Genomic DNA, 23890 nt, shown 5'->3' on the forward strand with positions numbered 1-23890 from the left:
AGGAGCTCCCCATGTCCCAAGCACCACGGCGCCTGCACAGGATGGCGATTCGTTTCGTCATCCTGGCGGTCATCGCCGCGTTGTCCATACCCCTAGGAGTTGTCAGCGCCACAGCCCATCCCGGTCACGGTGATGAGACGTTCAAGGCGCTGATCTTCTCGAAGACGGCCGGCTTCCGGCATGACTCGATTCCAGCGGGTATCGCCGCGATCCAGCAGCTCGGCCAGCAGAACGGGTTCGAGGTCACCGCCACCGAGGATGGCGCGGCCTTCACCGATGCGAACCTCGCGCAGTACGAGGTGGTGATCTGGCTGTCGACCACCGGTGACGTGCTGACGGCAGACCAGCAGGCCGCCTTCGAGCGGTACATCCGTGCCGGTGGCGGTTATGCCGGCGTGCACGCGGCGTCGGACACCGAGTACCAGTGGCCCTGGTACGGCAAACTCGTCGGCAGCTATTTCGCCAATCACCCACCCGGTACGCCGAACGCGGACGTCAAGGTCGAGGACCACGCCCACCCGTCCACGGCCGAGGCGCCGACCAAGTGGAACCGCACCGACGAGTGGTACAACTACCAGACCAACCCGCGTGGTGCCGTGCACGTGCTGGCCTCGCTGGACGAGACGTCGTACTCCGGCGGCACGATGGGCGCCGAGCACCCGATCGCGTGGTGCCAGGACTACGACGGCGGCCGCTCCTGGTACACGGGTATGGGCCACACCATCGAGTCGTTCAACGACGCGACCTTCCGCAAGCACCTGCTCGGCGGTATCCGTACCGCTGCAGGCGTGGAAGCCGCCGACTGCGCCGCCTCGCTGAGCGACAGCTACCAGAAGGTCACGCTGGACGACAACACCAGCAACCCGATGGAGCTGGCGATCGCCCCCGACGGCCGAGTCATCTACGTCGACCGGAACGGCGCGGTGAAGATCGTGCGCACCGACGGCGCTGTCGTCACGGCCGGAACGCTGGGCGTCTACACCGGACAGGAATTCGGCCTGCTCGGCATCGCGCTCGACCCCGCGTTCGGCACCAATGGGCACGTCTATCTCTACTATTCGCCGTCGGGCACGTTGTCGGCGGACAAGGTCTCGCGCTTTACGCTGACCGGCGACACACTCGATCTCGCCAGTGAGAAGGAGGTCTTGCGGATCGAGACGCAGCGCGAGCAGTGCTGTCACGCGGGTGGCGCGCTCGAGTTCGATGCCCAGGGCAACCTGTTTATCGCGACGGGCGACAACACCAACCCGTTCGCCTCGGACGGTTACAGCCCAATCGACGAGCAGGCGGGTCGCGCGGCCTGGGACGCGCAGCGGAGTGCCGCGAACAGCAACAACCTGAACGGCAAGATCCTGCGCATCAAGCCCCAGGCCGATGGCAGCTACACGATCCCAACAGGCAACATGTTCGCGCAGGGCACGGCGAAGACGCGGCCGGAGATCTTCGCGATGGGCTTCCGCAACCCGTTCCGGATCGGCATCGACCCGACCACGGGCAGCTTGTTCGTCGCCGACTACGGGCCGGACGCCGGCCAGGTCAGCCCGACGCGTGGACCGGACGGCCGGGTCGAGTGGAACGTCGTCGACCAGCCGGGCTTCTACGGTTGGCCGTATTGCGTCGGCAACAACACGCCGTACAACGACCACAACTTCGCCACCGGTACGTCGGGTGCGACGTTCAACTGTGCGGGCGTGGTGAACGACTCGCCGAACAACACCGGTATCACCACCCTGCCGGCGGCGATTCCGGCCGACCTGTGGATGGGCAAGAGCACGTCGGGCGTACCGGAGATCGGTGGCAGTGGCGCGCCGATGACCAGTGGCGCGTACAAGTTCAACCCGGACTCGGATTCCGTGCGCAAGTGGCCGCGGGCGTTCGACGGGAAGGCCGTATTCGCCGACTGGAACGACAACCGGATGTTCTCGGTGCAGCTGAACGACGCCCGGACCGGGGTCGCGGACGTCTCGCGGATGCTGGAGAAGATGGCGTTCAAACGGCCGCACGCCTTGCATTTCGGGCCGGATGGCGCGCTCTATGTGATCGAGTGGGGTAGCGGCTTCGGTGGTAACAACGACGACTCGGGTGTGTACCGGATCGACTATGTGCAAGGCAATCGGGCGCCGGTGGCCAAGTTCACCACGGACAAGACGTCGGGTGGCGTGCCGCTGACGGTGAACTTCGACGCGAGCGAGTCCCGCGATCCCGACGGCTCGCCGATCACGTACGCGTGGGACTTCGACGGCAATGGCACCACGGATAGCACGGTCGTGAAGCCGTCGTACACCTATAACCAGCCCGGGGCGTTCACCGCGCGGCTGACCGTGACCGATACCGACGGCCGGGCAGCCGTGTCGAACGCGACCATCACCGCGGGCAACTCGGCGCCACAGATCACCGTGACGCTGCCGCAGAACGGCGGCTTCTTCGACTTCGGCGACACCATCCGCTACCAGGTGACGGTGACGGACGCCGAAGACGGCACGGTGGACTGCAACGACGTCATCACCCAGCCCGCACTCGGTCATGACGAACACGCGCACGGCTACGAGCAATACCGCGGATGCAGCGGCACCTTCCCGCTTCCTGGTGACGAGGGACATGTCGGCGCGAACATCTTCGGCATCGTGACCGTCAAGTACACGGACAAGGGCTCGCCCGGCAGCGCGCCGCTCACCACCGAGAAGGTCGTACAGCTGCAACCCAAGCTGCGCGAGGCGGAGTACTTCAACGAGACCGGTGGTCCCGGCAATGGCGTGATCCCCGAGACGACCGGTGATACCGCAGGCGGCGGCCAGAACATCGGGTTCATCGAGGACGGCGACTGGTGGGCCTGGCGGCCGATGAACCTCACGGGCATCGACCAACTCCAGCTCCGAGCGGCGTCCCCGACGGCCGGCGCGACGGTCGTCGTACGGAAGGACAACCCGGATCACGGGCCGATCGTGTCGACCATCCAGGTCAGCGCGACCGGCGCTTGGCAGACGTACGGCGACTTCACCGCCGCGGTCAGCCCGGCGTCGACCGACTCCGGCACGCTCTACTTCGTCAAGACCCAGGGCCAGCTCAACGTGAACTGGGTCAAGTTCATCGGCAAGGGCATCACCGAGAACCAGCGCCCAACCGTGAACGCGACCGCGACTCCGTCGACTGGCACGGCACCGCTCGCGGTCAACTTCACCGCGACCGCCACGGACCCCGACGGCGATCTGCCGTTGACGTACGCGTGGAGTTTCGGCGATGGCGGCACGGCGACCGGCGCTTCCGTGAGCCATACCTACACCACGGCCGGCTCGTACACCGCGACCGTGCGAGTGACCGACACCAGGGGAGCGACCGGTACCAAGACCATCCCGATCAAGGTCGATGCCGTGGCTCCACCGACATGCCTGAGCGGGCGGTCGGACGGCTTCGACGGTACGACGCTCGCCCGGTCGCGCTGGACCAAGGTCATCCGGGAGAACCAGGACCTGGCTGTCGCTAATGGTTCGCTCGTGTTGCCGTTGACCGCGACGGATATCTACGGAACGGGTAACACGAACACGCCGAACATCGTGCTCCAGCCCTTGCCGAATGGCGCTTGGCAGGCGACGACCAAGATGACGCTTGCCGCGCGTACGTCGTACCAGCAGGCGGGGTTGATCGTTTATGGGGACGACGACAACTACGCGAAAATGGTGCTGCAGGCAAGGAGTTCGGGTGCGGCAGACCGGATCTTCCAGTTTGTGCGCGAAGAGGCCGGCGTGCCGAATGAAGTTGCCGAGAGCAACACCGCGCAGCTCGGGGCGGACTATCCCGACACGGTGTGGGTGCGGTTCACGAGCAACGGCACGGATCTGAAGGCCTTCTACAGTGCGGATGGCGCGACGTTCACGGCGATGCCGCAGACCAAGGCGCTCGCGGGCATCACCAACCCGCATATCGGCATGTTCGCGTTGGCCAACCGGCCCGAGGCGTTGCCCGCGACGGCGACGTTCGACTACTTCAACGTGACGCCGGACGACTCCGCGGTGCAGCCGGCGCCGACGGACGAGTTCGACGGTACGACGCTGGACGCGTGCCGGTGGTCGCAGGTCGTACGGCCGGACACCTCGGCGTACAGGCAGACCGGTGGTCAGCTGCAGATCGATACGAGCACGGGTGACATCTATGGCGGCACTGCCACCAACCCGAAGAACCTGATGCTCCAGCCCGCTCCTGACGGCAACTGGACGATCGAGACGAAGGTGGACGGCTCTGCCTTCAACGAGCGGTACCAGCAGGGCGGATTGATGGTGTACGTCGACGACGCGAACTACGTGAAGCTGGACTATCTCGCGACCAACGTGGCCGGGCAGGCGGTCACGCGGGGGATCGAGCTTCGCAGCGAGGTCGGCAACGTCGTTGGCAGTCCGCAGCCGAACGCGTCACCGGCTCCCACCCAGGGAGTCTGGTACTTGCGGCTGGCCAAGAACGGCAGCACGTTCACTGGTTCGTACAGCGCCGACGGGACTACCTGGACGGCTTTGCCCGCGGTGGCGAATGCGGCTCTGGCCAACGCCAAGATCGGCGTGTACGCATATGGCGCTGACCAGGTTGCGTCGAAGACGGCGAAGTTCGACTACTTCCGGGTTGTGACGGATGTGCTCGCGCCGACGCTCGACTTGGCGATTGATCCGCAATCGCCTTCGGGCGAGAACGGGTGGTGGACCGGGCCGGTCAAGGTCGTTGCCAGTGGCATCGATGAGTCGCCGGGTCAGGTCTATCTGGAGCAGAAGGTCGATGACGGGGAGTGGCAGGAGTACACGACGCCCGTCACGATCACCGTCGACGGCTCGCACATTGTGCAGGTGCGTGCGAGTGATACCGCGGGCAACGTGTCCGAAGTGAAGTCGGCCACGGTGAAGCTGGACAAGACGGCGCCGACGGTCAAGATCACCGGTGTCCTGGCGAATGCGGCTCTCGGTATCGCGGACGTGGTGCCGATCGCTGCGACCGCTACCGACGCGACGTCCGGTGCCTCCGAGGCGGTTTTGACCTTGGACGGTAAGCCGGTTTCGAAGCTGGACGGTGTGGCGCTCGGCCTCGGGCAACACTTGCTCAAGGCAACGGCTAAGGACCAGGCCGGTAACACTGGTTCGGCCTCGATTGCGTTCGCGGTCGTTGCGACGTACGACGGTGCAATCAAGCTTGTCGACCGATTTGTGGCCGAGAAGAAGTTGACGTCGGTGAACGCACTGCTGCTCAAGCAGGCCATCGCCGATGCCCGAAAGCACGACACCCGAGGGCAGGTATTGCCCGCCCGGTTGGCCCTTGATCGCTTCCTGCTCTACACCAATGGCGTGCAGAACCTGCAGGTGCGCGGGGTGCTCCGGGCGGTCGGTACCGATCTCAAGGGGCAGTTGTGACATGAACGTCGCCGCGTCGCCCTGGAACCTCACGGACCTCCACTCCCTCGGCTGGTTCGGCCCCAGCCGAGGGTGGAGCCGGGGCGGCGCCGCGATGGGGGACCGGCCCGCCGGCCCTCGCCCCGGTCCAGGACTAAGCGCTCCGTCCCGGACCGGGGCACCACCCTCTAGAAACCCAAGGAGTGAAACGAGATGGCGAGACCGATCACGTTGTTCACCGGCCAGTGGGCCGATCTGCCGTTCGAGGAGGTGGCCCGGCTCGCGTCCGAGTGGGGGTACGACGGACTGGAGATCGCGTGCTGGGGTGATCACCTCGATGTGCGCAAGGCCGCCGAGGACGACGCGTACGTGCGGAACCGGCTGGACGTACTGGAGAAGTACAACCTTCGCGTGTGGACGATTTCGAACCACCTCGTCGGCCAGGCCGTCTGCGATGACCCGATCGACGTACGCCACCAAGGCATCCTGCCCGCGCACATCTGGGGCGACGGCTCAGCGGAGGGCGTTCGGCAGCGTGCCGCGGAGGAACTCGCTGTGACGGCCCGGGCCGCTCGCCGGCTTGGCGTTGACACCGTGGTGGGGTTCACCGGGTCGTCGATCTGGAAAACCGTCGCGATGTTCCCACCGGTGCCGCCGTCGATGATCGAGGCCGGGTATCGCGACTTCGCCGACCGGTGGAACCCGATCCTCGACGTCTACGACGAGGTCGGCGTGCGATTCGCGCACGAGGTGCACCCTTCGGAGATCGCGTACGACTACTGGTCCACCGTCGCGACGCTCGAGGCGATCGGTCACCGCGAGGCCTTCGGGCTGAACTGGGACCCGAGCCACTTCGTCTGGCAGGACCTCGACCCGGTCGGCTTCCTCTGGGATTTCAAGGACCGGATCTACCACGTGGACTGCAAGGACGCGAAGCGCCAGGTCGGCAACGGCCGCAACGGCCGGATGGGCTCACACCTCGCGTGGGGCGACCCGCGCCGCGGCTGGGACTTCGTCTCGACCGGGCATGGCGACGTACCGTGGGAGGCCTGCTTCCGGATGCTCAACTCGATCGGCTACGACGGCCCGATCTCGGTCGAATGGGAAGACGCCGGCATGGACCGGCTCGTCGGCGCGGCCGAGGCGGTCCAGTTCGTCCGCAACCTCGCGTTCGACCCGCCCACCGCGTCCTTCGACGCCGCCTTCAGCTCCTGACGTTTTAAGGCCTCCGAGCACTGGCCGGCCGGTCACAACTTTCCGGCCGGCCGGCCCATCGAGAGGGGCATGGGGAGAGCGATTGTTCGTGCCTTGGTCGTTGCCGGTCTGACGGCTTGCCTGGGCCTTGACGCTGCGGGAGCGGATCCGGGCGGCACGGTCGAGGTCGGTGCGAGCGGACCGGCGATCGCCGTGGCGGTCGACGCCACCGGGGTCGCCGTGATCGGGACCTCGGTGGAACGCCGTACGTACACCCAGTCGGGCGAGGCGGTCGCGATGACGGGCACGCCAGTCGCGCTAGGCGCGAGCCATGTGCGGCAGATCGATCGCGATGCTGGTCGTACGGCGTTCGTGGACGCGGAAGGCGATCTCTGGCTGGTCGCGGACGACGGCACCCGGACACTGGTGTACGACGCGATGGACCGGGTCGGCCGAGTCGCGGACAACGCCGGGCTCGAGCTGTCCGGCAGCCGCCTGCTGTGGGCGAAAGCGTCGTACACGGGAAGTTTCTGCGATGACGGTTGCGCCGACGGGTACTTCCGGATCACGCCAATGCTGTACGACCTGCGCACCGGGCGGAACGCCGAGCTCGTGCTGCCCGCCGGGTCGTGGGAGGCGCGCGCGTTGTGGGGCGGCTACCTCGCGTACGAGGGCAACCTCAACACCATCTGGCGCAAGGACCTCACCACCGGCAAGACGATCAAGGTCAAGCCCGCGGGCCGTGAACCCGTCACCAGCCTCGCCGTACATGACGATTACGTCGCCTGGTCCACCTGCACACCGGGCAGTTCCACCCGGTGCAGCCGCTCGGCCGTTGCCTACCGCAACCTTTCGACCGGCACCCTGGTCACCGTCGAAACCGCCGACACCAGCAAGGTACGCCTCTCCAGCGGCCACCTCCAGTACGACGAATCCGCCGGCCCCGACCAACCGCCGATGCTGAAGGTCCTACGCCTCGGCACCCGCGTAACCGCCGAGGTCGGCCCACTCGCCGACCGCGCCTTCGACCTCTACGACGAAACCCTCGCGTGGGTCGGCCCGGACGGCAAAGCCCGCCTAGCCCCCAACTCCGCCTTCGCCGCAGCCCCTCGCTACCTAGGCAACGCCCTCGGCCCCCACGCCGTACCGTCCGGCCACCCCTGGACAGTCGAATTCCCAGTAAGCAAACGCCTAACCGAGTGCACCCTCACCATCACCTCACCAGCAGGCGTAATCCGCGAACTCCCTTGTGGGGTGGCGGCCAAAGCAACCTGGGACACCCGCAACTCCCACGGCCAACTAGTCCCCAAATCCCTCTACACCTGGACCCTAACCGCCGCCGACCCCGACGCCCCCCTCCTCTGGTACACCAACATCCCCGCCCCCATCACCGGCACCATCACCATCACCTAACCAGGTCTTCCGGACAGCCCCGCCACGGCCGGACCCAAAATGCGGCCCACCTGTGGACATCCTTGCGACGGTCGGACGCACAATGCGGCCCGTCTGTGGATTGCCCTGCCATGGTCGGACGCGGAATACACACGCACAGGCGAATTTGGGGAAAACCCTCCCGCGAGGTGCCTTGTTGTGCTTGCACACGCGCGACGCAACGAGGCACCTCGCGGGAAGGGTTTTGCACAAACTGGCCAGCACATGTGCGGTAGGCGCCCAGCTGCCGGGGGCTCGCCGTCCACAGGCCGCATTCCGCGTCCGACTGAGCCGCCCCGGCGTGTCTGGAGACTTCATTTGTTGGAAGGATGAAGTCCATGTCACGTCCGTCGTCGTATTCGCCCGAGATCCGTGAGCGCGCTGTTCGGATGGTTGTTGAGTCCAAGGCCGACTATGGCTCGGAGTTCGAGGCGATCAAGTCGGTCGCGTTGAAGCTGGGGATCGGGGCGCCGGAGACGCTGCGCAAGTGGGTCCGTCGTGCCGAGATCGATGCTGGGCAGCGTCCTGGTGTCACCACCTCGGAGTCGGACCAGCTGAAGGCACTGAAGCGGGAGAACGCCGAGCTGCGGCGGGCGAACGAGATCCTGAAATCTGCAGCGACTTTCTTCGCGGCGGAGCTCGACCGCCCACAGAAGTGATCGTGGCGTTCATCAACGATCACAAAGACCGGTTCGGGGTCGAGCCGATCTGCCGCGTGCTCACCGAGCATGGCTGCAAGATCGCCCCATCCACCTACTACGACAACCGGAATCGTCAACCCAGTAAGAAGAAACTCCGCGATGCCGAGTTGATCGCGGTGATCGAGAAGGTCCGCGCCGAGGTCCGGTTCGTGCGGTTGTTCGGAGCCGACAAACTCTGGCTGCATCTGCGTGGCCTGGGCCACGACGTGGCTCGCTGCACGGTGGAACGATTGATGACCCAGATGGGCATCAGTGGCGTGATCCGCGGCAAGAAGCCACGGACCACCATCGCTGACGAGTCCGCTCACCGGCCGCCCGATCTGGTCGATCGCCGGTTCGTCGCCTCAGCCCCGAACCGGTTGTGGGTCGCCGACTTCACCTACGTCGCGACCAGGACCGGCACGGTCTACGTCGCGCACATCGTGGACGTATTCTCCCGCCGGATCATCGGCTGGAAAGCAGCCACCACGATGACCACACCGCTGGTCCTGGACGCCCTCGAGATGGCGATGTGGACCCGCCGAACCGAAGGCACCACCGACCTGACCGGACTGGTCCACCACAACGACGCCGGCACCCAATACACCTCGATCACCTTCACCAAAGCCCTGCTCAACGCCGGAATCGACGCCTCGGTCGGATCGGTCGGCGACGCCTACGACAACGCCCTGGCCGAGACCCACATGGGCCTCTACAAGTCCGAACTGATCCACTCCTACGGCCCCTGGCAAGGCCTCCACGACGTCGAAGCAGCCACCTTGAACTGGGTCCACTGGTTCAACACCGCCCGCCCTCACGGATCGATCCAAGACCTCACACCGACCCAAGCCGAGCACACTCACTACACTCACCGAACCCGTCTCGCCGAGGCCGGTTAACACCTAACGAAGCCTCCGGACACGCTGGGGCGGCTCAGACCGTCGCAAGAACGTCCACGGGCGTGCCGCATTCCGCGTCCGGCCGTGGCAGGTGTTTCCACGATCAGACGCGCAATGCGCCTAGCGCCGGTGGAACCCCGCTGGCACGGTCGGTCGCGGAATGCGGCACGCCTGTGGAAACAGCTACGACGGTCGGACGCGGAATGCGAACGCTGGGGTGGATTTGGGGATAACTCTTCCGCGAGGTGCCTTGTTGTGTTTGCATGCGCGCGACATAACGAGGCACCTCGCGGGAGGGGTTTGCACAGATTGGGCTGCAGGTGTGCGGTTCGGGGGTTGGTGCCGGGGGCTTGGTGTCCACAGGCGGGGGGATTTTGCGTCCGACCGTGGGAGCCGTTTCCACGGGCGTACCGCATTGTGCGTCCGACCGTGGGAGCCGTTTCCACAGGCGTACCGCATTGTGCGTCCGACCGTGGCAGAGGTCTCCACGGTCGGACGCGAAATTAGGGGCGGCCGGGGAGGCGGTAGTTGTTGGCTAGGGCTTGGCCGCGGTGGGGTTTGTAGAGGTCGAAGCCGCGGGAGTCGCATTGGAGGCCGCCGTTGATGCAGTGGCTTACCAGGGCCGCGAGGGTCTCCGGGTCCCAGGCGTTGAAGAAGTCGTAGTGCCAGGAATAGCCGCGGCCGCTGGCGAGGCGGACCGTGGACATGTCGCCGTCCACTGGGAAGGCGATCTTGAACTCGAGCATCGGTACCGGCTTCGGGTGGCTGCTTGGGCACACTCCTTCGACCGGGTAGCGCATGTGGCTCTTGTGATCGGCCGAATCCAGGTTCACGCCGTCCCAGCAGCTCGGCGCCTGGTAGCGGATGTTGAGCTGGGTGCCGGCCGGGCAGTTCGCGGGGAAGTCGTAGTTGTGCGCGCTGTCCCCGCACTCCCACCCTTCGACCCGACCGGGCGCGTTGCGGAAGTCGTCCTGACTGGCCGTCGGACTGCCGACGACATAACGCAGACCCGGCGGGAACGGCCGGACCGTGGTGTAGTCGAGTACGCCGGACTTGTAGTAGATCGTCTGGTGCCAGGTCTGCTCGATGACCTGGTCTCCCTTGAACATCGTCGGCCACCAGTACGCCGATAGGTCGTCGGGATTCCGGCAAGACGTGGCATAAGCGCCAGCCGCGAGCAGTGAGTTGAGAGTGGTGTGGGCATCCGTCGACGTGTTGCCGACGAAGCTGTGGTCATGGGACGCGCCGGGCATCCCCGGGAAGACGATCGGGTCGTTCGGCGCGCGTTTCGTGACGGTGCAACCGACCTGGAACTCGTGATGCGTCACCTCGTCGGCGGCCTGGGCCTGACTGGTCAGCCCACCGGCGAGCAAGGTGGCCGCGGTGAAGGCGGCCACGGCTAATGCGGGTTTGAGGCGGAACACGGATCTCCTTTCCAAGGCAGAATCCGCGGGTAAGTGGTGCTGCCCGCGATGATCGAATCATCGGAGAGCGCTCTCTGAGCGTCCACAGTCGACCCGCCCCAGCCCGCTGTCAAGGGCCCGCCACGGTTCCGGAACCGTCGCCGACCGTTGACAGCAGCCACCGAGCAGGTGAATATCGGTGCCACCGGAGAGCGCTCTCTGACCCGCCTCTCCACCCGAGGAGTCACCCGATGAAACGCCCGTCAACCGGCCCAAGGGCCCTGCTGGCCATGGTGATACTGCTGGCCGGCAGCGTCGTGCTCACCGCTCCACCGGCTCAGGCCGCTGAGCTGCTGTCCCAAGGCAAACCCGCGACCGCTTCCTCCAGCGAAGGAGCGGGTACGGCGCCAGCTGCTGCCGTCGACGGTGATACCGGCACCCGCTGGGCAAGTTCGTGGGCCGACGGCCAGTGGATCCAGATCGACCTCGGCTCCGCCGCGGACCTCACTCAGGCGGTGTTGCGCTGGGAGACCGCTCATGCGACCGCCTACCGCATCGAGGTGTCCAGCGACGGGCAGAGCTGGACACCTGCCTACGCCACCACTGATGGTCACGGCGGGTCCGAGGTTGTCCCACTCACCGGCAACGGGCGCTACGTCCGGCTGACCGGCGTCCAGCGCTCCAGCGGCTACGGCATCTCGCTGTGGGAGTTCGAGGTGCACGGAACTGCGGGCCAAGGGCAACCATCCGGTCCGGGTGTGACCAAGGTGACCGGTGCCCAGGGCAACTGGCAGCTCCAGGTCGACGGCGCGCCGTTCCAGATCAAGGGTTTGACCTGGGGACCGGCCAACACCGATGCTCCGCAGCACCTGCCCGGTCTGAAGGCGGCAGGCGTCAACACCGTACGGACGTGGGGCACCGATGGCTCGACCCTGCCCTTGCTCGACGCGGCCGCGGCCAACGGGATGAAGGTGATCAACGGCTTCTGGCTCCAGCCTGGTGGTGGTCCCGGTAGCGGTGGTTGCGTCAACTACGTGACGGATACGACGTACAAGACGACGATGCTCGGCGAGATCCGTCGCTGGAGTGCGGAGTACAAGAACCACCCGGGCGTGCTGATGTGGAGTGTCGGCAATGAGTCCGTGCTCGGCTTGCAGAACTGCTACTCCGGTGCGGAGCTCGAGAACCAGCGCATCGCGTACGCCAAGTTCGTGAACGAGGGCGCCCGAGCGATCCACGAGACCGACCCGAACCACCCGGTCACCTCGACCGACGCGTGGACCGGCGCCTGGCCGTACTTCAAGCAGTACACGCCAGACCTCGACCTGCTCGCGGTCAACTCGTACGGCAACATCTGCCAGGTCAAGCAGGACTGGGTGAACGGCAACTACACCAAGCCGTACATCGTCACCGAAGCCGGTCCGGCCGGTGAGTGGGAAGTGCCGGATGACGTCAACGGCGTACCGGATGAGCCGACCGACGTGCAGAAGCGTGACGGTTACACGCAGGCCTGGAACTGCGTGGTCGGGCATTCCGGAGTGGCGCTCGGCGCGACGTTGTTCCACTACGGCAACGAGAACGACTTCGGCGCGGTCTGGTTCAACATCGCGCCCGCGGGGGAGAAGCGCCTCGGCTACTACGCGATCCGGCAGGCGTACAGCGGTCAGACCAGCGGCAACCGGCCGCCGGTCATCACCGGGATGAACCTCAGCAAGGTCACCGACGTACCGGCGGGTGGCACGTTCACGGTCGGCGTCAGCGTCAGCGATCCGGACGGCGATCCGCTCAGCTACGAGTTCCGGTACGGCGGCAAGTACGTCGACGGCTCGGGCGCTTTGCCGGTCACGAGTCATACCGGTTCGGGGCCGTTCACCCTCACGGCGCCGGAGCGACTTGGCGTATGGAAGGTGTACGTCTACGTCCGCGATGGCCGGGGGAACGTCGGGATCGAGACCAAGTCGTTCCGGGTCGTGCCGCCGACCGTGCCTGGGACCAACGTCGCGCTCAACAAGCCGACCACGGCGTCGTCCGAGCAGTTGGTCGGGCCGGGAGCGCCTTATTTCGCGAGGCTTGCGACCGATGGCAACATCACCACGCGATGGGCGAGTGACTGGGCGGACCCGCAATGGTTGCAGGTCGACCTCGGCCAGGTGACGTCGTTCAACCGGATCCAGTTGGTGTGGGAACCGGCGTTTGGCAAGGCGTACGAGATCCAGGTGTCCGACAACGGCAGCGACTGGCGGCCGATCTACTCGACCACCACGGCCAATGGTGGCGTGGATGACCTGGTCGTGTCGGGCTCCGGGCGTTATGTCCGGCTGCACGCGACTCAGCGTGGGACGGCGTGGGGCTACTCGCTGTTCGAGTTCGGGATCTACAAGCCGTGACGCCGTACGATCCGGTGTCATGACCGACCGTCCGCAGCAGGCTGTTCGCACCCCCACCCTGGAGGATGTCGCCAGGGTGGCGGGTGTGTCCCGCGCGACCGTCTCCCGGGTGATCAACGGCGTCGACACCGTCGATGTCGCGCTCCGGGAGGTGGTGCGCGAGGCCGTGGCGGCCACTGGTTACACGCCGAACCGGGCCGCGCGTTCGCTGGTCACCAAGCGCACGGGCTCGATCGCGTTGGTCGTGTCCGGTGCGGAGCGGTCGTCCGAGCAGGTCTTCGGCGACCCCTTCTTCGGCCGGGTCACCGCCGGCGTGGTGCGATACCTGCGTACCCTCGGCATCCACCCGGCGCTGCTGCTCGCGGACTCGGATCAGGCCCGCGCGCAGGCCGTGAGTTTTGTCGGCCAAGGCAACGCCGATGGCGCGTTACTGGTCTCGATTCACCCGGCTGATCCGTTGCCGCGGTTGTTCGTCGAGCAGGGTCTGCCGGCGGTGTTGTTCGCCCGGCCGTCCGAACCGGTCCCGGTCAGTTACGTCGATCTCGCGCACGAGGCCGGCGCTGCGCTGGCCGCGGATCGGCTGGCCTCCCGTGGCTGCCGCCGGGTGGTGAGCATCGCCGGTCCGGCGGATCTACCGGCCGCGCAGGATCGGCTCACCGGCTTCCGGCAGACGATGGCCCGGCACGGCCATCCGTACGTACCAGTTGCCGAGGGCAACTTTACGGTCGAGAGCGGCGAACTGGCGATGGAGCGGTTGCTCGAGTCGACGCCGGACCTCGATGGTGTGTTCGCCGCCAACGACATGATGGCCCTCGGCGCACTGCGGGCGTTGCGGCAGCGCGGCCGCCGGGTGCCGGACGACGTGGCCGTGATCGGGTTCGACGACAGCTCGCCCGCGGAAGGCGCGCGGTTGACCTCGGTGGCGCAGCCGATCGAGGAGATGGCGGCCGAGATGGCCCGGCTGCTGCTTCGGCACATCGAGGACCCGACCGGGCCGCCGACCTCAGTGATCTTCGACCCGGTCTTGGTCACCCGCGATACCGCCTAACAGCTATGGGCCTAACGATCAGCAGCGATGGGGCGGCTTGCTGAAGGTCGTATTACTGGGATTGGCCACGTAGTAGTCGGTCACCCAGGAGCCGTCGTCCAGACGGTCCCACACCGACGTGGTGCCGACCTTGGTGCCCGCACGCTGGCAGACGACCCACGCGAGCGAGCCCACCGGCAACGACCCCAGCGAGCTGTACGACGTACCCGGGCCGGAGCGTTTCGTCAGGCCGTCAATGGTCGTCTGGTACGGGTAAGTGCAACGCGGTAGCCACGAGGTGTAGCCGGTGTTCGACTGGGTGTTGACGATGTAGTCGGTGATGTAGGCGCCACTGGTCAGCCTGTTCCACACGCTCGTGGTGCCGACCTTGGTCCCCGTCACTTGGCAGATGACTCTGACGACGCTGCCGGGTTGGTAGGTGGTGACGGCGGGATAGCTCAGCGACGGACCTGTACGCGATGCGACCGGGCTGCCGGACGTCATCGTGTAGTTGTACGCCACCGTTGCCACTGGTGAGTCGAAGTTGTCGCTGTCGATGTTGAGGGTTACGCCGTTCCAGGTCTCGTTGTGGTCGCCTCGGTACTGCTTGGCCCGCTGGTGGTTCGCCCACTTGCTGTTGGCAATACCGGGCCATCCGGTCAGTGCCGAGCTGAGGTCCCACCTGGCGATCCAGAGCGCGTCTGGTCGCGCGTAGCTGGTTGAGTTGTACGCGAGGCTCAGGTGCTGCGCTCCGGAGTTCTGGTGGGCGTAGATGCCCGAGAGGTACCCCTGGCGGTGTAGCTCTTTGGTCCAACTGGAGAGGTAGCGAAGGACCACGGCCTGGCATGACGCGTCACTCGCGTCGTAGTGCTCCATGTCGCCATAGATCGCACTGCCGGGTAGAAGACCTAGTGCCTTCGCCTTGGCGATAGCGTCGGCTGCGGACGCCGTACCTTGTGCTGCTGCTTGTGAGCCGGTGATCTCGGTGGCGTTTGCCCGGAACGTACAAGGCGCCTGCCGGCCCATGTAGATCGGTATAAGTCGCCATCCGAGCCGGGAGACCGTGTTGACCCAGCTGGCAGTCAGTTGCGGCTGGGCGCACGTGCGGTTCGGTCCGCCGATGTAGATGCCTACACCCCGATAGGGCGAGGCCTTCCAGGCGGAGAGCTGGGAGACGGTCGGTGCCGCACAGGTGTCGAACGCGAGCCCCGTAAGACGCGTCGCGGAAGAGCCGTTGGGGTAACCCACGGAAGTTGCCGGCTCGGCGGCGGCCGGAGTGGTGAGGCCGAGAGCCAGCGCGCAGGCCGCGGCGGCGAGTGCCACCGGCCGAATAAAACGTGTGCGCATGCCTCAAGATCCCACCGCGCCCGACCGCCGTCCAGAGCGAAAAACGCCGCCGACCAGAGTGCTAGCCGGTCGGGGGCCGCGGGCTTCGATAGGGGCCGGTGCCGAGGCGATCGCGGACCTCGCCGAAGTGCGTGTGCACGGCCTGTTCGGCCTGGTCGGCGTCGCCGGATCCGATCGCGTCGATCACCCGCTGATGCCGCGCCGCGGTCTCGTCGGGTGACGTGGTCAGGGTCTCGAGATCGGTCTCGACGGCCCGATAGACGTCCCAGAACAGGCCGACAAGCTCGCGCGCCAACGGGACTCCGGCGGCATCGCAGATGTGCTCGTGGAACTCGCGGTCCGCGGTGGCCGCGTCCTGGCCCTCGACGCGCATCCGTTCAACGCAGCCGGACAGCTTCTGCCGCAGCTCGTCACTGTTGGTGCGGGCGACGCGGCGGGTGAGTTCGGTCTCCAGGATCTCCCGGATCTCGAGCAGCTCGCTGAGCCGTTCGGTGCTGCTGCCGGACAATCGTGTGCGGAACAGCAACCACGGGTGCAACGCCGCCGAGCTGGCTGAGCCGACGAAGGTGCCGTAGCCGTGCCGGATCTCGACGATCCCCAGCGCCTGCAGGGCTTTGAGGGACTCCCGCACCGAGTTGCGGCTGACCTGGAAGTCGGCCATCAGCACGTTCTCGGCAGGCAGGGGAGCGCCGGGCTCCAGGTTGCGCTCGATGATCAGGTCGGCGATCGCGTTGGCGAGCTCATCACTGCGTTTCGGCCGTGTCACTGCCACTACGCACTCCCGCTCTTCCCGTCCGGCATCTCGCACATGCTAGTCGGAGGCGAAGCGAGTCGGTGCCGGACACCAGCGAAGTGCGCGGCCATCGCGGTCGCGGTCGCGGCGGGATCGGCTGCGGCGATCGCCGCGTAGATGGCTCGGTGCCGCTGCAGGGTCGCTATCGGTGGCTCCGTCGCCGGCGCCAGCTCGTGCTCGATCTGGTGGAACGTGTCCCAGAACGCGCCGAGCAGCCGACTGACCAGCGTGTTGCCGAGCGGCCGGAACAACACCTCGTGGAAGAGCCGGTCGACAGCGGGGGAGATCCGGCCGGCCCTGGCCTCCTGCTCCATCGTCTCGAGCACCTGGCCGAGCTCCCGCAGATCGGGTCCCTGCTCCCGAATGATCATCCGCTGCGCCAGACCCGACTCCAGGGCCTCCCGGACCTCGGTCAGCTCGGCCAGACCGCTCCGCCCGTCCCGCAGCGTGATCCGGGTGTGGAACGTCAGCTCGTCCACGAGCGCGCCGAGCGACATCTTGCCGACGTACATGCCTCGGCCGCGGCGTACCTCCACGATCCCGACGGCCTGCAGCGCCTTGATCGCCTCGCGGACCGAGTTCCGGCCGACGTTCAGCCGGGTGGCCAGCTCGGCCTCGGTGGGCATCGCATCACCCGCGGACAGGTCCAGCCGCAGGATCAGCTCCTTGATCTGGTCCTGCAACAACTGGGTGCCGCCGGATCGCGTCGGCGGACCGGATGAAAGCTCAGCCATCAGCACTTCCTCCGCTGCGGAGTCTTGACCGAAATGGGGACAGCCTCCTAAGGTCGGCGAACGTAGGACGTAGGACGTGGGATGTGGGACAACCCACAACCTACCCGCTACGAAGCGCAACCAACATCCCCTGTCGCTGGAGGCATCGTGAACGAAACATCTGGGTTCGACCGCCGCTCGTTCCTGAAGTACTCCGGGGTGCTGGGCGCAGCCGCGACGATCACTGGTGGATTGTCGGCCTGTTCCAGCGGCCCGAAGTCGACCGGAGCGGTCGGCGCCGCCGGGGACACCGAGCTGGTCACCGCGGTGATCGGCTACGGGAACAACCAGAGCTGGGATCCGACTCTGACCGCCTCCGCCTTCACGATGGCCGCCAACCAGCACATCTACGAAGGGCTGCTCGACACCGACCCGATCACCCGGCAGCCGTACCCCGCCCTGGCGACCGAGGTGCCGGCCGACCTGCAGGCCACGTCGTGGAAATTCGCCCTGCGGAAGGACGCGAAGTGGCACGACGGCCAACCGGTCACGGCCGACGACGTCGTGTTCACCTTCGAGCGGATCCTCGACCCGAAGCTGAAGGTGCTCACCTTCTCCTTCTTCGCCAGCTGGCTGAAGGAGGTCAAGAAGATCGACGACCAGACCGTCGAGTTGGTGCTGAACTTCCCGTACCCCGACGGCGCGCCGCGGCTGACCATCGCGAAGATCATGCCCAAGCACGTCTTCTCCCAGCCGGGCGCCTGGGACCTGGCCAAGAACGGCAAGGCGGTCGGCTCCGGGCCGTACAAGCAGGTCTCGCACCAGCCGAAGTCGAACACCACCTTCGAGGCGTTCGCCGACTACAACGGCCCTCGCCCGGCGGCGTTCAAGAAGATGAACTGGCTGAGCATCGTCGACTCCTCGGCGCGGGTCGCGAAGATCTCCGGCGGCAGCGCCGAAGGGCAGATCTCGGACAACATCCCGTACGCCAACATCGAGCAGCTGAAGAGCTCGGGCCTCACGGTCGAGGGTGGCAAGGGCATGAACCACATGTTCCTGATGTTCAACACGGCGAACAAGCCGTTCGACGACGTCCGGGTCCGGCAGGCGCTCTTCACCGCCATCGACACCAAGAAGATGATCGAGGTCGCGCTCAAGGGCCGCGGCCGGCCGAGCACCTCGTTCCTGAACGAGGAGAACCCCTCGTACGCCAAGTCGCGGACCGTCTACAGCTATGACCAGGCGAAGGCGAAGGCGCTGCTCGCCGAGGCCGGCGTGACGAACCTGTCGATCAACCTGCTCGCGGTGAACGTGAGCTGGATCGTCGACTGCCTGCCGACGATCGCCGCGTCCTGGAACGCGATCGGCGTGAAGACCACGCTGGAGCCGCAGGACACCGCCGCGGTGTTCACCAAGATGGACCAGAACGCCGACTACCAGGTGGTCGCGGCCGCGTCGAACCCGAACCAGTTCGGCCTCGACGCGGATCTGATCCTTCGCTACAACTACACCCAAGGCGGGGTGTGGATGAAGTACACCCGCTGGGAGAACAGCGCCGGCGCCAAGGTGATCTTCGCCAAGATGGACGAGGCGATCCGGGCCACCGACGAAGCCACCAAGCTCAAGCTGACCCACGAATACCTCGACCTGGTCGCCGAGCAGGCGGTGCTGTACCCCGTCGTGCACACCGAGCTGATGACCGCCTGGAACGCGAAGAAGCTCAGCGGGATCAAGGCACAGCCCTACCCGGGCATCAACCTGCTGCAGGCCAAGCGGGCCTGAGGTTATCGACTGTGGCCGTCATCGTCAGAATGCTGGTTCGCCGGCTGCTGATCCTGGTTCCATTGCTGCTCGGCATCATCGCGTTTGTCTTCCTGGTGATGCGGTTCTCGAACAACGATCCAGCGATCGCCTATTTCCAGGGCGCCAACCCGACCGAGGAACAGCTGCACCAGTTCCGGCAGGAGAACGGACTGCTGGATCCGCTGCCGCTGCGGTACCTGCACTTCGTCGGTGACCTGCTGCAGGGCAACTTTGGCACCAGCGTGCTGACGAAGGCGCCGGTACTGCAATCGGTCACGACCGCGATGCCGCTGACCTTCCAGCTGACCCTGCTGGGACTGCTGGTGGCGCTGGTCCTGGCCTTGCTTCTGGGGGTCACCGCTGCGATCTTCCGGGACCGCTGGCCGGACCAGGGGATCCGGCTGGTCTCGCTGATCGGGGTGGCCGCGCCTTCGTTCTGGCTGGCGCTGCTGATGATCCAGTACCTCGCGGTCGACCATGGCTGGTTCCCGCCGAGCGGCTACGTGAACCCGGCCGACGGGATCAGCGCCTGGCTGCGGACGATGGCTCTGCCCGCGCTCGCGCTGTCCCTGCCGGTCGCCGCCCAGCTGATCAGGATCATCCGTACGTCGGTGGTCGAGGAGCTCGACAAGGACTACGTGCGGACGGCGATAGGCAGTGGGCTGCCGCCGGTGGTGGTGGTCGGCCGGAACGTCCTGCGGAATGCGCTGATCAACCCGCTCACGGTGCTCGGCCTGAGGATCGGCTACCTGCTCGGCGGAGCCGTGGTGATCGAGCAGATCTTCACGCTGCCCGGGATGGGCACCCTGATGATCAACGCCGTTCGCGATGGTGATCCGGCGGTCGTACAAGGCGTGGTGCTGACCATCGCGGTCGGCTTCGTGGTGGTCAACCTCGTCGTCGACGTGCTTTATCTGCTGGTGAATCCGCGATTGAGGAGTGCCGCCTGATGCGCGGAAAACTGGCCCAACGACTGTCACGACCGGGGATCAACTTCAAGCGATTGCCACTGCCGGCCTGGCTCGCGGTCGCCGTACTGACGGTGGTGATCCTGGCCGCCGTGTTCGCGCCATTGCTCACGCCGTACGACATCCTGACGCAGGAGGGCACCGGCGGCGGGCCGTCGGCCTCGCACTGGTTCGGGATGGACAGCGCGAACCGCGACATCTTCACGCGCCTCGTTTATGGCGCCCGCTGGTCGCTGATCATCGGGCTCGGCGCGACAGTGCTTGCGCTGGTCGCCGGCGCGGTCATCGGCGCCGTCGCCGCCACCTCCCGCAAGGCGGTCGACGAGACTCTGATGCGGCTCCTGGACGTGGTGATGGCGTTCCCCGGAATCGCGTTGGCCGCCGTACTGGTCGCGGTGTTCGGTGGTTCCATCCCCGTGCTGGTGTTCGCGATCGCCTTCCTCTATACGCCTCCCGTGGCCCGGGTGGTCCGGGCCAACGTGCTCGCGCAGTACGGCGAGGACTACGTGGTCGCGGAGAAGATCATCGGCGCGCGGACGCCGCACATCCTGATCAGGCATGTGGCGATCAACTGCGCCGCGCCAGTGCTGGTGTTCTGCACGGTGATGGTGGCCGACGCGATCGTCTTCGAGGCGTCGCTGTCGTTCATCGGGGCCGGTGTCCGTCCGCCGGAGCCGTCCTGGGGTTCAGTGATTGCCGACGGCAAGAACATGGTGCTGCTCGGCGGCTGGTGGGCGACGGTGTTTCCGGGCCTGTTGATCCTGATCACCGTCCTATCCTTGAACATCCTGTCCGAGGGTGTCTCCGACGCTTGGGCCGCGCCAGCCGCGCGCCGAGTGGAGAGGAAGAAGGGGGACAAGGACGCGCTGGAGACCCCGCAGCCCGGATCCGGCGAGCTGGTCGAACTTCCTGGTCTGTCCGAGGCGGCGACCCGGCTGCGAGAACGGGCCAGGCCGCTGCCAGACGGTGAACCGGTGCTGTCGGTGCAGCAGCTGGCGATCGGCTTCGAAGGCCGGCACAACGGGGTCGACATCGTTGACGGGATCAGTTTCGACGTACGGCCTGGTGAGGTGCTCGGTCTGGTCGGCGAGTCCGGCTGCGGCAAGTCGCTGACCGCGCTCACCGTGATGGGCCTGGAGCCGCGCGGCGCCAGGATCCGCGGCAGGATTCGGTTCGACGGCAAGGACCTCCTGAGTTTGAAGCGGTCCCAACGGCGCAGTTTGCTCGGTCACGACATGGCGATGATCTACCAGGATGCGCTGTCCTCGTTGAACCCGGCGATGACGATCAAGGCGCAGCTGAAGCAGGTGGTACGCCGCGGCGGGCGCCGTACTCCGACTGAGCTGCTGGAGCTGGTCGGGCTGGATCCCGAGCGGACCCTGTCCAGCTACCCCCACGAGCTGTCCGGCGGTCAGCGTCAGCGGGTGCTGATCGCGATGGCGCTGTCCCGCGAGCCCAAGCTGATCGTCGCCGACGAGCCGACCACGGCGCTCGACGTCACCGTGCAGGCGCAGGTGATCCAGCTGTTGCTGCGGCTGCGGGCCGAGCTCGGTTTCGCCCTGATCCTGGTGTCGCACGACCTGGCATTGGTCGCGGACGTCACCGATCGGGTGGTGGTGATGTACGGCGGCCAGATCGTCGAGACCGGCGTCACGGCCGACCTGGTCGGCGAACCCGCGCACCATTACGCGCGCGGGCTGCTCGGGTCGGTGCTGTCGCTGGAATCCGGCGCGGCCCGGCTGACCCAGATCCGCGGCGTGGTGCCGTCGCCGGCCGACTTCCCGGCCGGTTGCCGGTTCGCGGACCGGTGCCCGATGGTCACCGACCTGTGCCGTACGACCGCACCCGACCTGGTCGGCCGTCCGGCCCGACACCTGGTGGCCTGCCATCATCCGGCGGTCCTCCTTCTAAAGCCCTTGGAGAAGGAGGTGCTCCGATGAGTCTGCTTGAGCTGTCAGGTGTGCACGTTGTGCATCGGGCTCGGTCTGGCGGTGTGTTCAGCCGCGATCGGGTCTACGCACTGACCGGCGCCGATCTGACCATCGCCGCGGGTGAAACCGTCGGCGTGGTGGGGGAGTCCGGTTGTGGCAAGTCCACGCTGGCCAAGGTGCTGGTCGGCGTCCAGCAGCCGACGGAGGGTACGGCGTCGTTCCGGGGCCGCGACATCTGGTCGATGAAGCCGGCGGAACGCCGCGAAGCCATTGGTACCGGGACCGGGATGATCTTCCAGGACCCGTCGACCGCGCTGAACCGCCGGCTCCCCGTGCATCGCGTACTACGCGACCCGCTCGACGTCCACCGGCGCGGCACTGTTGCCCAGCGCAACGAACGGGTCCGCGAGCTGATGGCGTTGGTGGGGCTGCCGCGGAGTGTCGCCGATGCCTTGCCCGGCCAGTTGTCCGGGGGCCAGCGGCAACGCGTCGCGATCGCCCGGGCGCTGGCGCTGGAGCCGTCGCTGCTGGTCGCCGACGAGCCGACCAGCGCCCTGGACGTCTCGGTCCGCGCGCAGATCCTCAACCTGCTGCTGGACCTGAAGGAACGCCTGGGCCTCGCGCTGGTGTTCGTCTCGCACGACATCCAGACCGTACGGCGGATGAGCGACCGGGTGATCACGATGTACCTCGGGCGGATCGTCGAACAGGCACCGGCCGGCGGCATCGCCCGGCAGGCGCGGCATCCCTATACCCGCGCGCTGTTCTCGGCGACGCCCGGGCTGATCTCGCCGATCGAGCCGATCCCGCTGGTCGGTCCGGTTCCGTCCGCCACCCGGCCCCCGAGCGGCTGCCCGTTCCGGACCCGGTGCTGGAAGGCCGACGAGGCCTGCGCCGCGGCGATGCCGGACTTCGAGTCCGACGCCGCCGACCAGGCCCATCGGTTCCGCTGTTTTCACCCCGTGGTCGAGCGAGAGTCCACCACCGATCTGATCACTCAAGCACTGGAGCGTTCATGACCCTTCCCGCCCGCCTGACCGGTGTCATCCCACCCGTCTGTACGCCGCTCACCCCGGATCACCAGGTCGACACCGCCTCGCTGGTGCGGCTGGTCGACCACTTGATCGCCGGCGGGGTGAGCGGACTGTTCGTCCTCGGTTCCACGTCTGAGGTGGCGTACCTGCCGGACGGACACCGGAAGCTGGTGCTCGACACGGTGGTCGCCCACGCGGCGGGCCGGTTGCCGGTGCTGGCAGGCGTCATCGACACGGCGACCTTGCGGGTGATCGATCACGTCCGTACGGCTGTCGCGGCCGGAGTGGACGGCATCGTGGTGACGGCACCCTTCTACACCCGCACCCATCCGGCCGAGATCGACAAGCACTTCCGGATGGTCGCGGCGGCTGCGGGCGTGCCGGTGTTCGCGTACGACCTGCCAGTGGCGGTGCACTCCAAGCTCGGCGCCGACCTGTTGTTGCGGCTCGCGGCCGATGGCGTACTTGCCGGCTTGAAGGACTCCAGCGGCGACGAGGGCGGCCTGCGCAACGTCATCCTGCAAGCACGGGACCGCGGCGACATCACCGACTTCAGCATCCTCACCGGCTCGGAGCTCACCGTCGACAACGCGTTGTGGATGGGAGCCGACGGAGTGGTGCCGGGGCTCGGCAACGTGGACCCCCACGGCTACGTCAAGCTCTTCGACCACGCGGTCGCCGGTGAATGGGAGCAGGCCCGCACCGAGCAGGAACGGTTGGTACGCCTCTTCGAACTGATCGGCGTCGGGGACCCGGCCAGGATGGGAATGAGCTCGTCGGCACTTGGCGCCTTCAAGGCGGCGCTGCAGTTGCGCGGCGTCATCGAGTACGGCGTGATGGCGCCACCCCAGATCCCCTTGGACACCGACGAGATCGCCCAGGTCGAGAAGTACCTGGTGGCGGCCGGGCTGCTCTGA

General features: G+C 66.7%; 15 protein-coding genes and 1 other annotated feature. Of the genes, 11 read left to right on the forward strand and 4 right to left on the reverse strand.

The features are described from left to right. The first annotated feature begins 11 nt into the window (after positions 1 to 11). From OG394_RS02295 to OG394_RS02310, 4 genes are all read left to right on the forward strand, one after another. Complete coding sequence (locus OG394_RS02295) at positions 12 to 5384, forward strand: ThuA domain-containing protein (RefSeq protein ID WP_328993099.1); 5373 nt, start codon at positions 12 to 14, stop codon at positions 5382 to 5384. Positions 5385 to 5576: 192 nt separating this feature from the next. Next, positions 5577 to 6578: a sugar phosphate isomerase/epimerase family protein gene (locus tag OG394_RS02300; protein WP_328993100.1), complete on the forward strand. Its 1002-nt coding sequence runs from the start codon at positions 5577 to 5579 to the stop codon at positions 6576 to 6578. A gap of 69 nt (positions 6579 to 6647) precedes the next feature. Then, positions 6648 to 7970: a hypothetical protein gene (locus OG394_RS02305; protein WP_328993101.1), complete on the forward strand. Its 1323-nt coding sequence runs from the start codon at positions 6648 to 6650 to the stop codon at positions 7968 to 7970. Positions 7971 to 8326: 356 nt separating this feature from the next. Beyond that, positions 8327 to 9567 (forward strand): IS3 family transposase gene (locus OG394_RS02310; protein WP_328989085.1). Its coding sequence is split into 2 segments (ribosomal slippage): positions 8327 to 8609 and positions 8609 to 9567, totalling 1242 coding nucleotides; the frame shifts between segments, so codons are not numbered across the junction. Next, positions 8605 to 8736 (forward strand) — a sequence feature (AL1L pseudoknot). Its footprint overlaps the gene before it by 132 nt. 503 nt (positions 9568 to 10070) lie before the next feature. Here the strand turns inward: OG394_RS02310 and OG394_RS02315 are convergent. Next, a complete protein-coding gene (locus tag OG394_RS02315) occupies positions 10071 to 10991 on the reverse strand; it encodes a DUF1996 domain-containing protein (RefSeq protein WP_328993102.1) in 921 nt (306 codons plus the stop codon). Between the two features lie 230 nt (positions 10992 to 11221). Here OG394_RS02315 and OG394_RS02320 point away from each other — a divergent pair, with 230 nt between their 5' ends. Together OG394_RS02320 and OG394_RS02325 are read left to right on the forward strand one after the other, a co-directional pair. After that, positions 11222 to 13357: a discoidin domain-containing protein gene (locus OG394_RS02320; RefSeq protein WP_328993104.1), complete on the forward strand. Its 2136-nt coding sequence runs from the start codon at positions 11222 to 11224 to the stop codon at positions 13355 to 13357. A 19-nt stretch (positions 13358 to 13376) separates the two neighbouring features. Continuing rightward, positions 13377 to 14405 (forward strand): LacI family DNA-binding transcriptional regulator, encoded by a 1029-nt coding sequence (locus OG394_RS02325; protein WP_328993105.1) that lies wholly within the window; start codon positions 13377 to 13379, stop codon positions 14403 to 14405. Positions 14406 to 14423: 18 nt separating this feature from the next. On the opposite strand, the gene OG394_RS02330 is transcribed toward OG394_RS02325, so the two are convergent. The 3 genes from OG394_RS02330 to OG394_RS02340 all read right to left on the reverse strand — a co-directional run bounded on the left by OG394_RS02330 (position 14424) and on the right by OG394_RS02340 (position 17258). After that, positions 14424 to 15731, reverse strand: a complete 1308-nt coding sequence (locus OG394_RS02330; protein ID WP_328993106.1) for a glycoside hydrolase domain-containing protein — start codon at positions 15729 to 15731, stop codon at positions 14424 to 14426. A gap of 61 nt (positions 15732 to 15792) precedes the next feature. Then, entirely contained in the window at positions 15793 to 16503 is a 711-nt protein-coding gene (locus tag OG394_RS02335; RefSeq protein WP_328993107.1) for a FadR/GntR family transcriptional regulator, read from the reverse strand. Further along, positions 16503 to 17258 carry a FadR/GntR family transcriptional regulator gene (locus OG394_RS02340; protein WP_328993108.1) on the reverse strand — a complete coding sequence of 252 codons (756 nt, stop codon included), beginning with the start codon at positions 17256 to 17258 and terminating at the stop codon, positions 16503 to 16505. The genes OG394_RS02335 and OG394_RS02340 overlap by 1 nt, the downstream gene beginning before the upstream one ends. Before the next feature lie 147 nt (positions 17259 to 17405). Here OG394_RS02340 and OG394_RS02345 point away from each other — a divergent pair, with 147 nt between their 5' ends. The 5 genes from OG394_RS02345 to OG394_RS02365 are packed head-to-tail and all read left to right on the forward strand — an operon-like array spanning position 17406 to position 23890. Further along, complete coding sequence (locus OG394_RS02345) at positions 17406 to 19019, forward strand: ABC transporter substrate-binding protein (protein ID WP_328993109.1); 1614 nt, start codon at positions 17406 to 17408, stop codon at positions 19017 to 19019. A gap of 11 nt (positions 19020 to 19030) precedes the next feature. After that, positions 19031 to 19990, forward strand: a complete 960-nt coding sequence (locus OG394_RS02350; protein ID WP_328993110.1) for an ABC transporter permease — start codon at positions 19031 to 19033, stop codon at positions 19988 to 19990. Continuing rightward, entirely contained in the window at positions 19990 to 21948 is a 1959-nt protein-coding gene (locus OG394_RS02355) for a dipeptide/oligopeptide/nickel ABC transporter permease/ATP-binding protein (RefSeq protein WP_328993112.1), read from the forward strand. The genes OG394_RS02350 and OG394_RS02355 overlap by 1 nt, the downstream gene beginning before the upstream one ends. Continuing rightward, the gene (locus OG394_RS02360) at positions 21945 to 22958 is read left to right on the forward strand and encodes an ABC transporter ATP-binding protein (RefSeq protein WP_328993113.1); all 1014 of its coding nucleotides are present in this window, start codon (positions 21945 to 21947) and stop codon (positions 22956 to 22958) included. The genes OG394_RS02355 and OG394_RS02360 overlap by 4 nt, the downstream gene beginning before the upstream one ends. Continuing rightward, entirely contained in the window at positions 22955 to 23890 is a 936-nt protein-coding gene (locus OG394_RS02365; protein WP_328993115.1) for a dihydrodipicolinate synthase family protein, read from the forward strand. The genes OG394_RS02360 and OG394_RS02365 overlap by 4 nt, the downstream gene beginning before the upstream one ends.

The sequence above is a fragment of the Kribbella sp. NBC_01245 genome (assembly GCF_036226525.1).
Taxonomy (GTDB): Bacteria; Actinomycetota; Actinomycetes; order Propionibacteriales; family Kribbellaceae; genus Kribbella.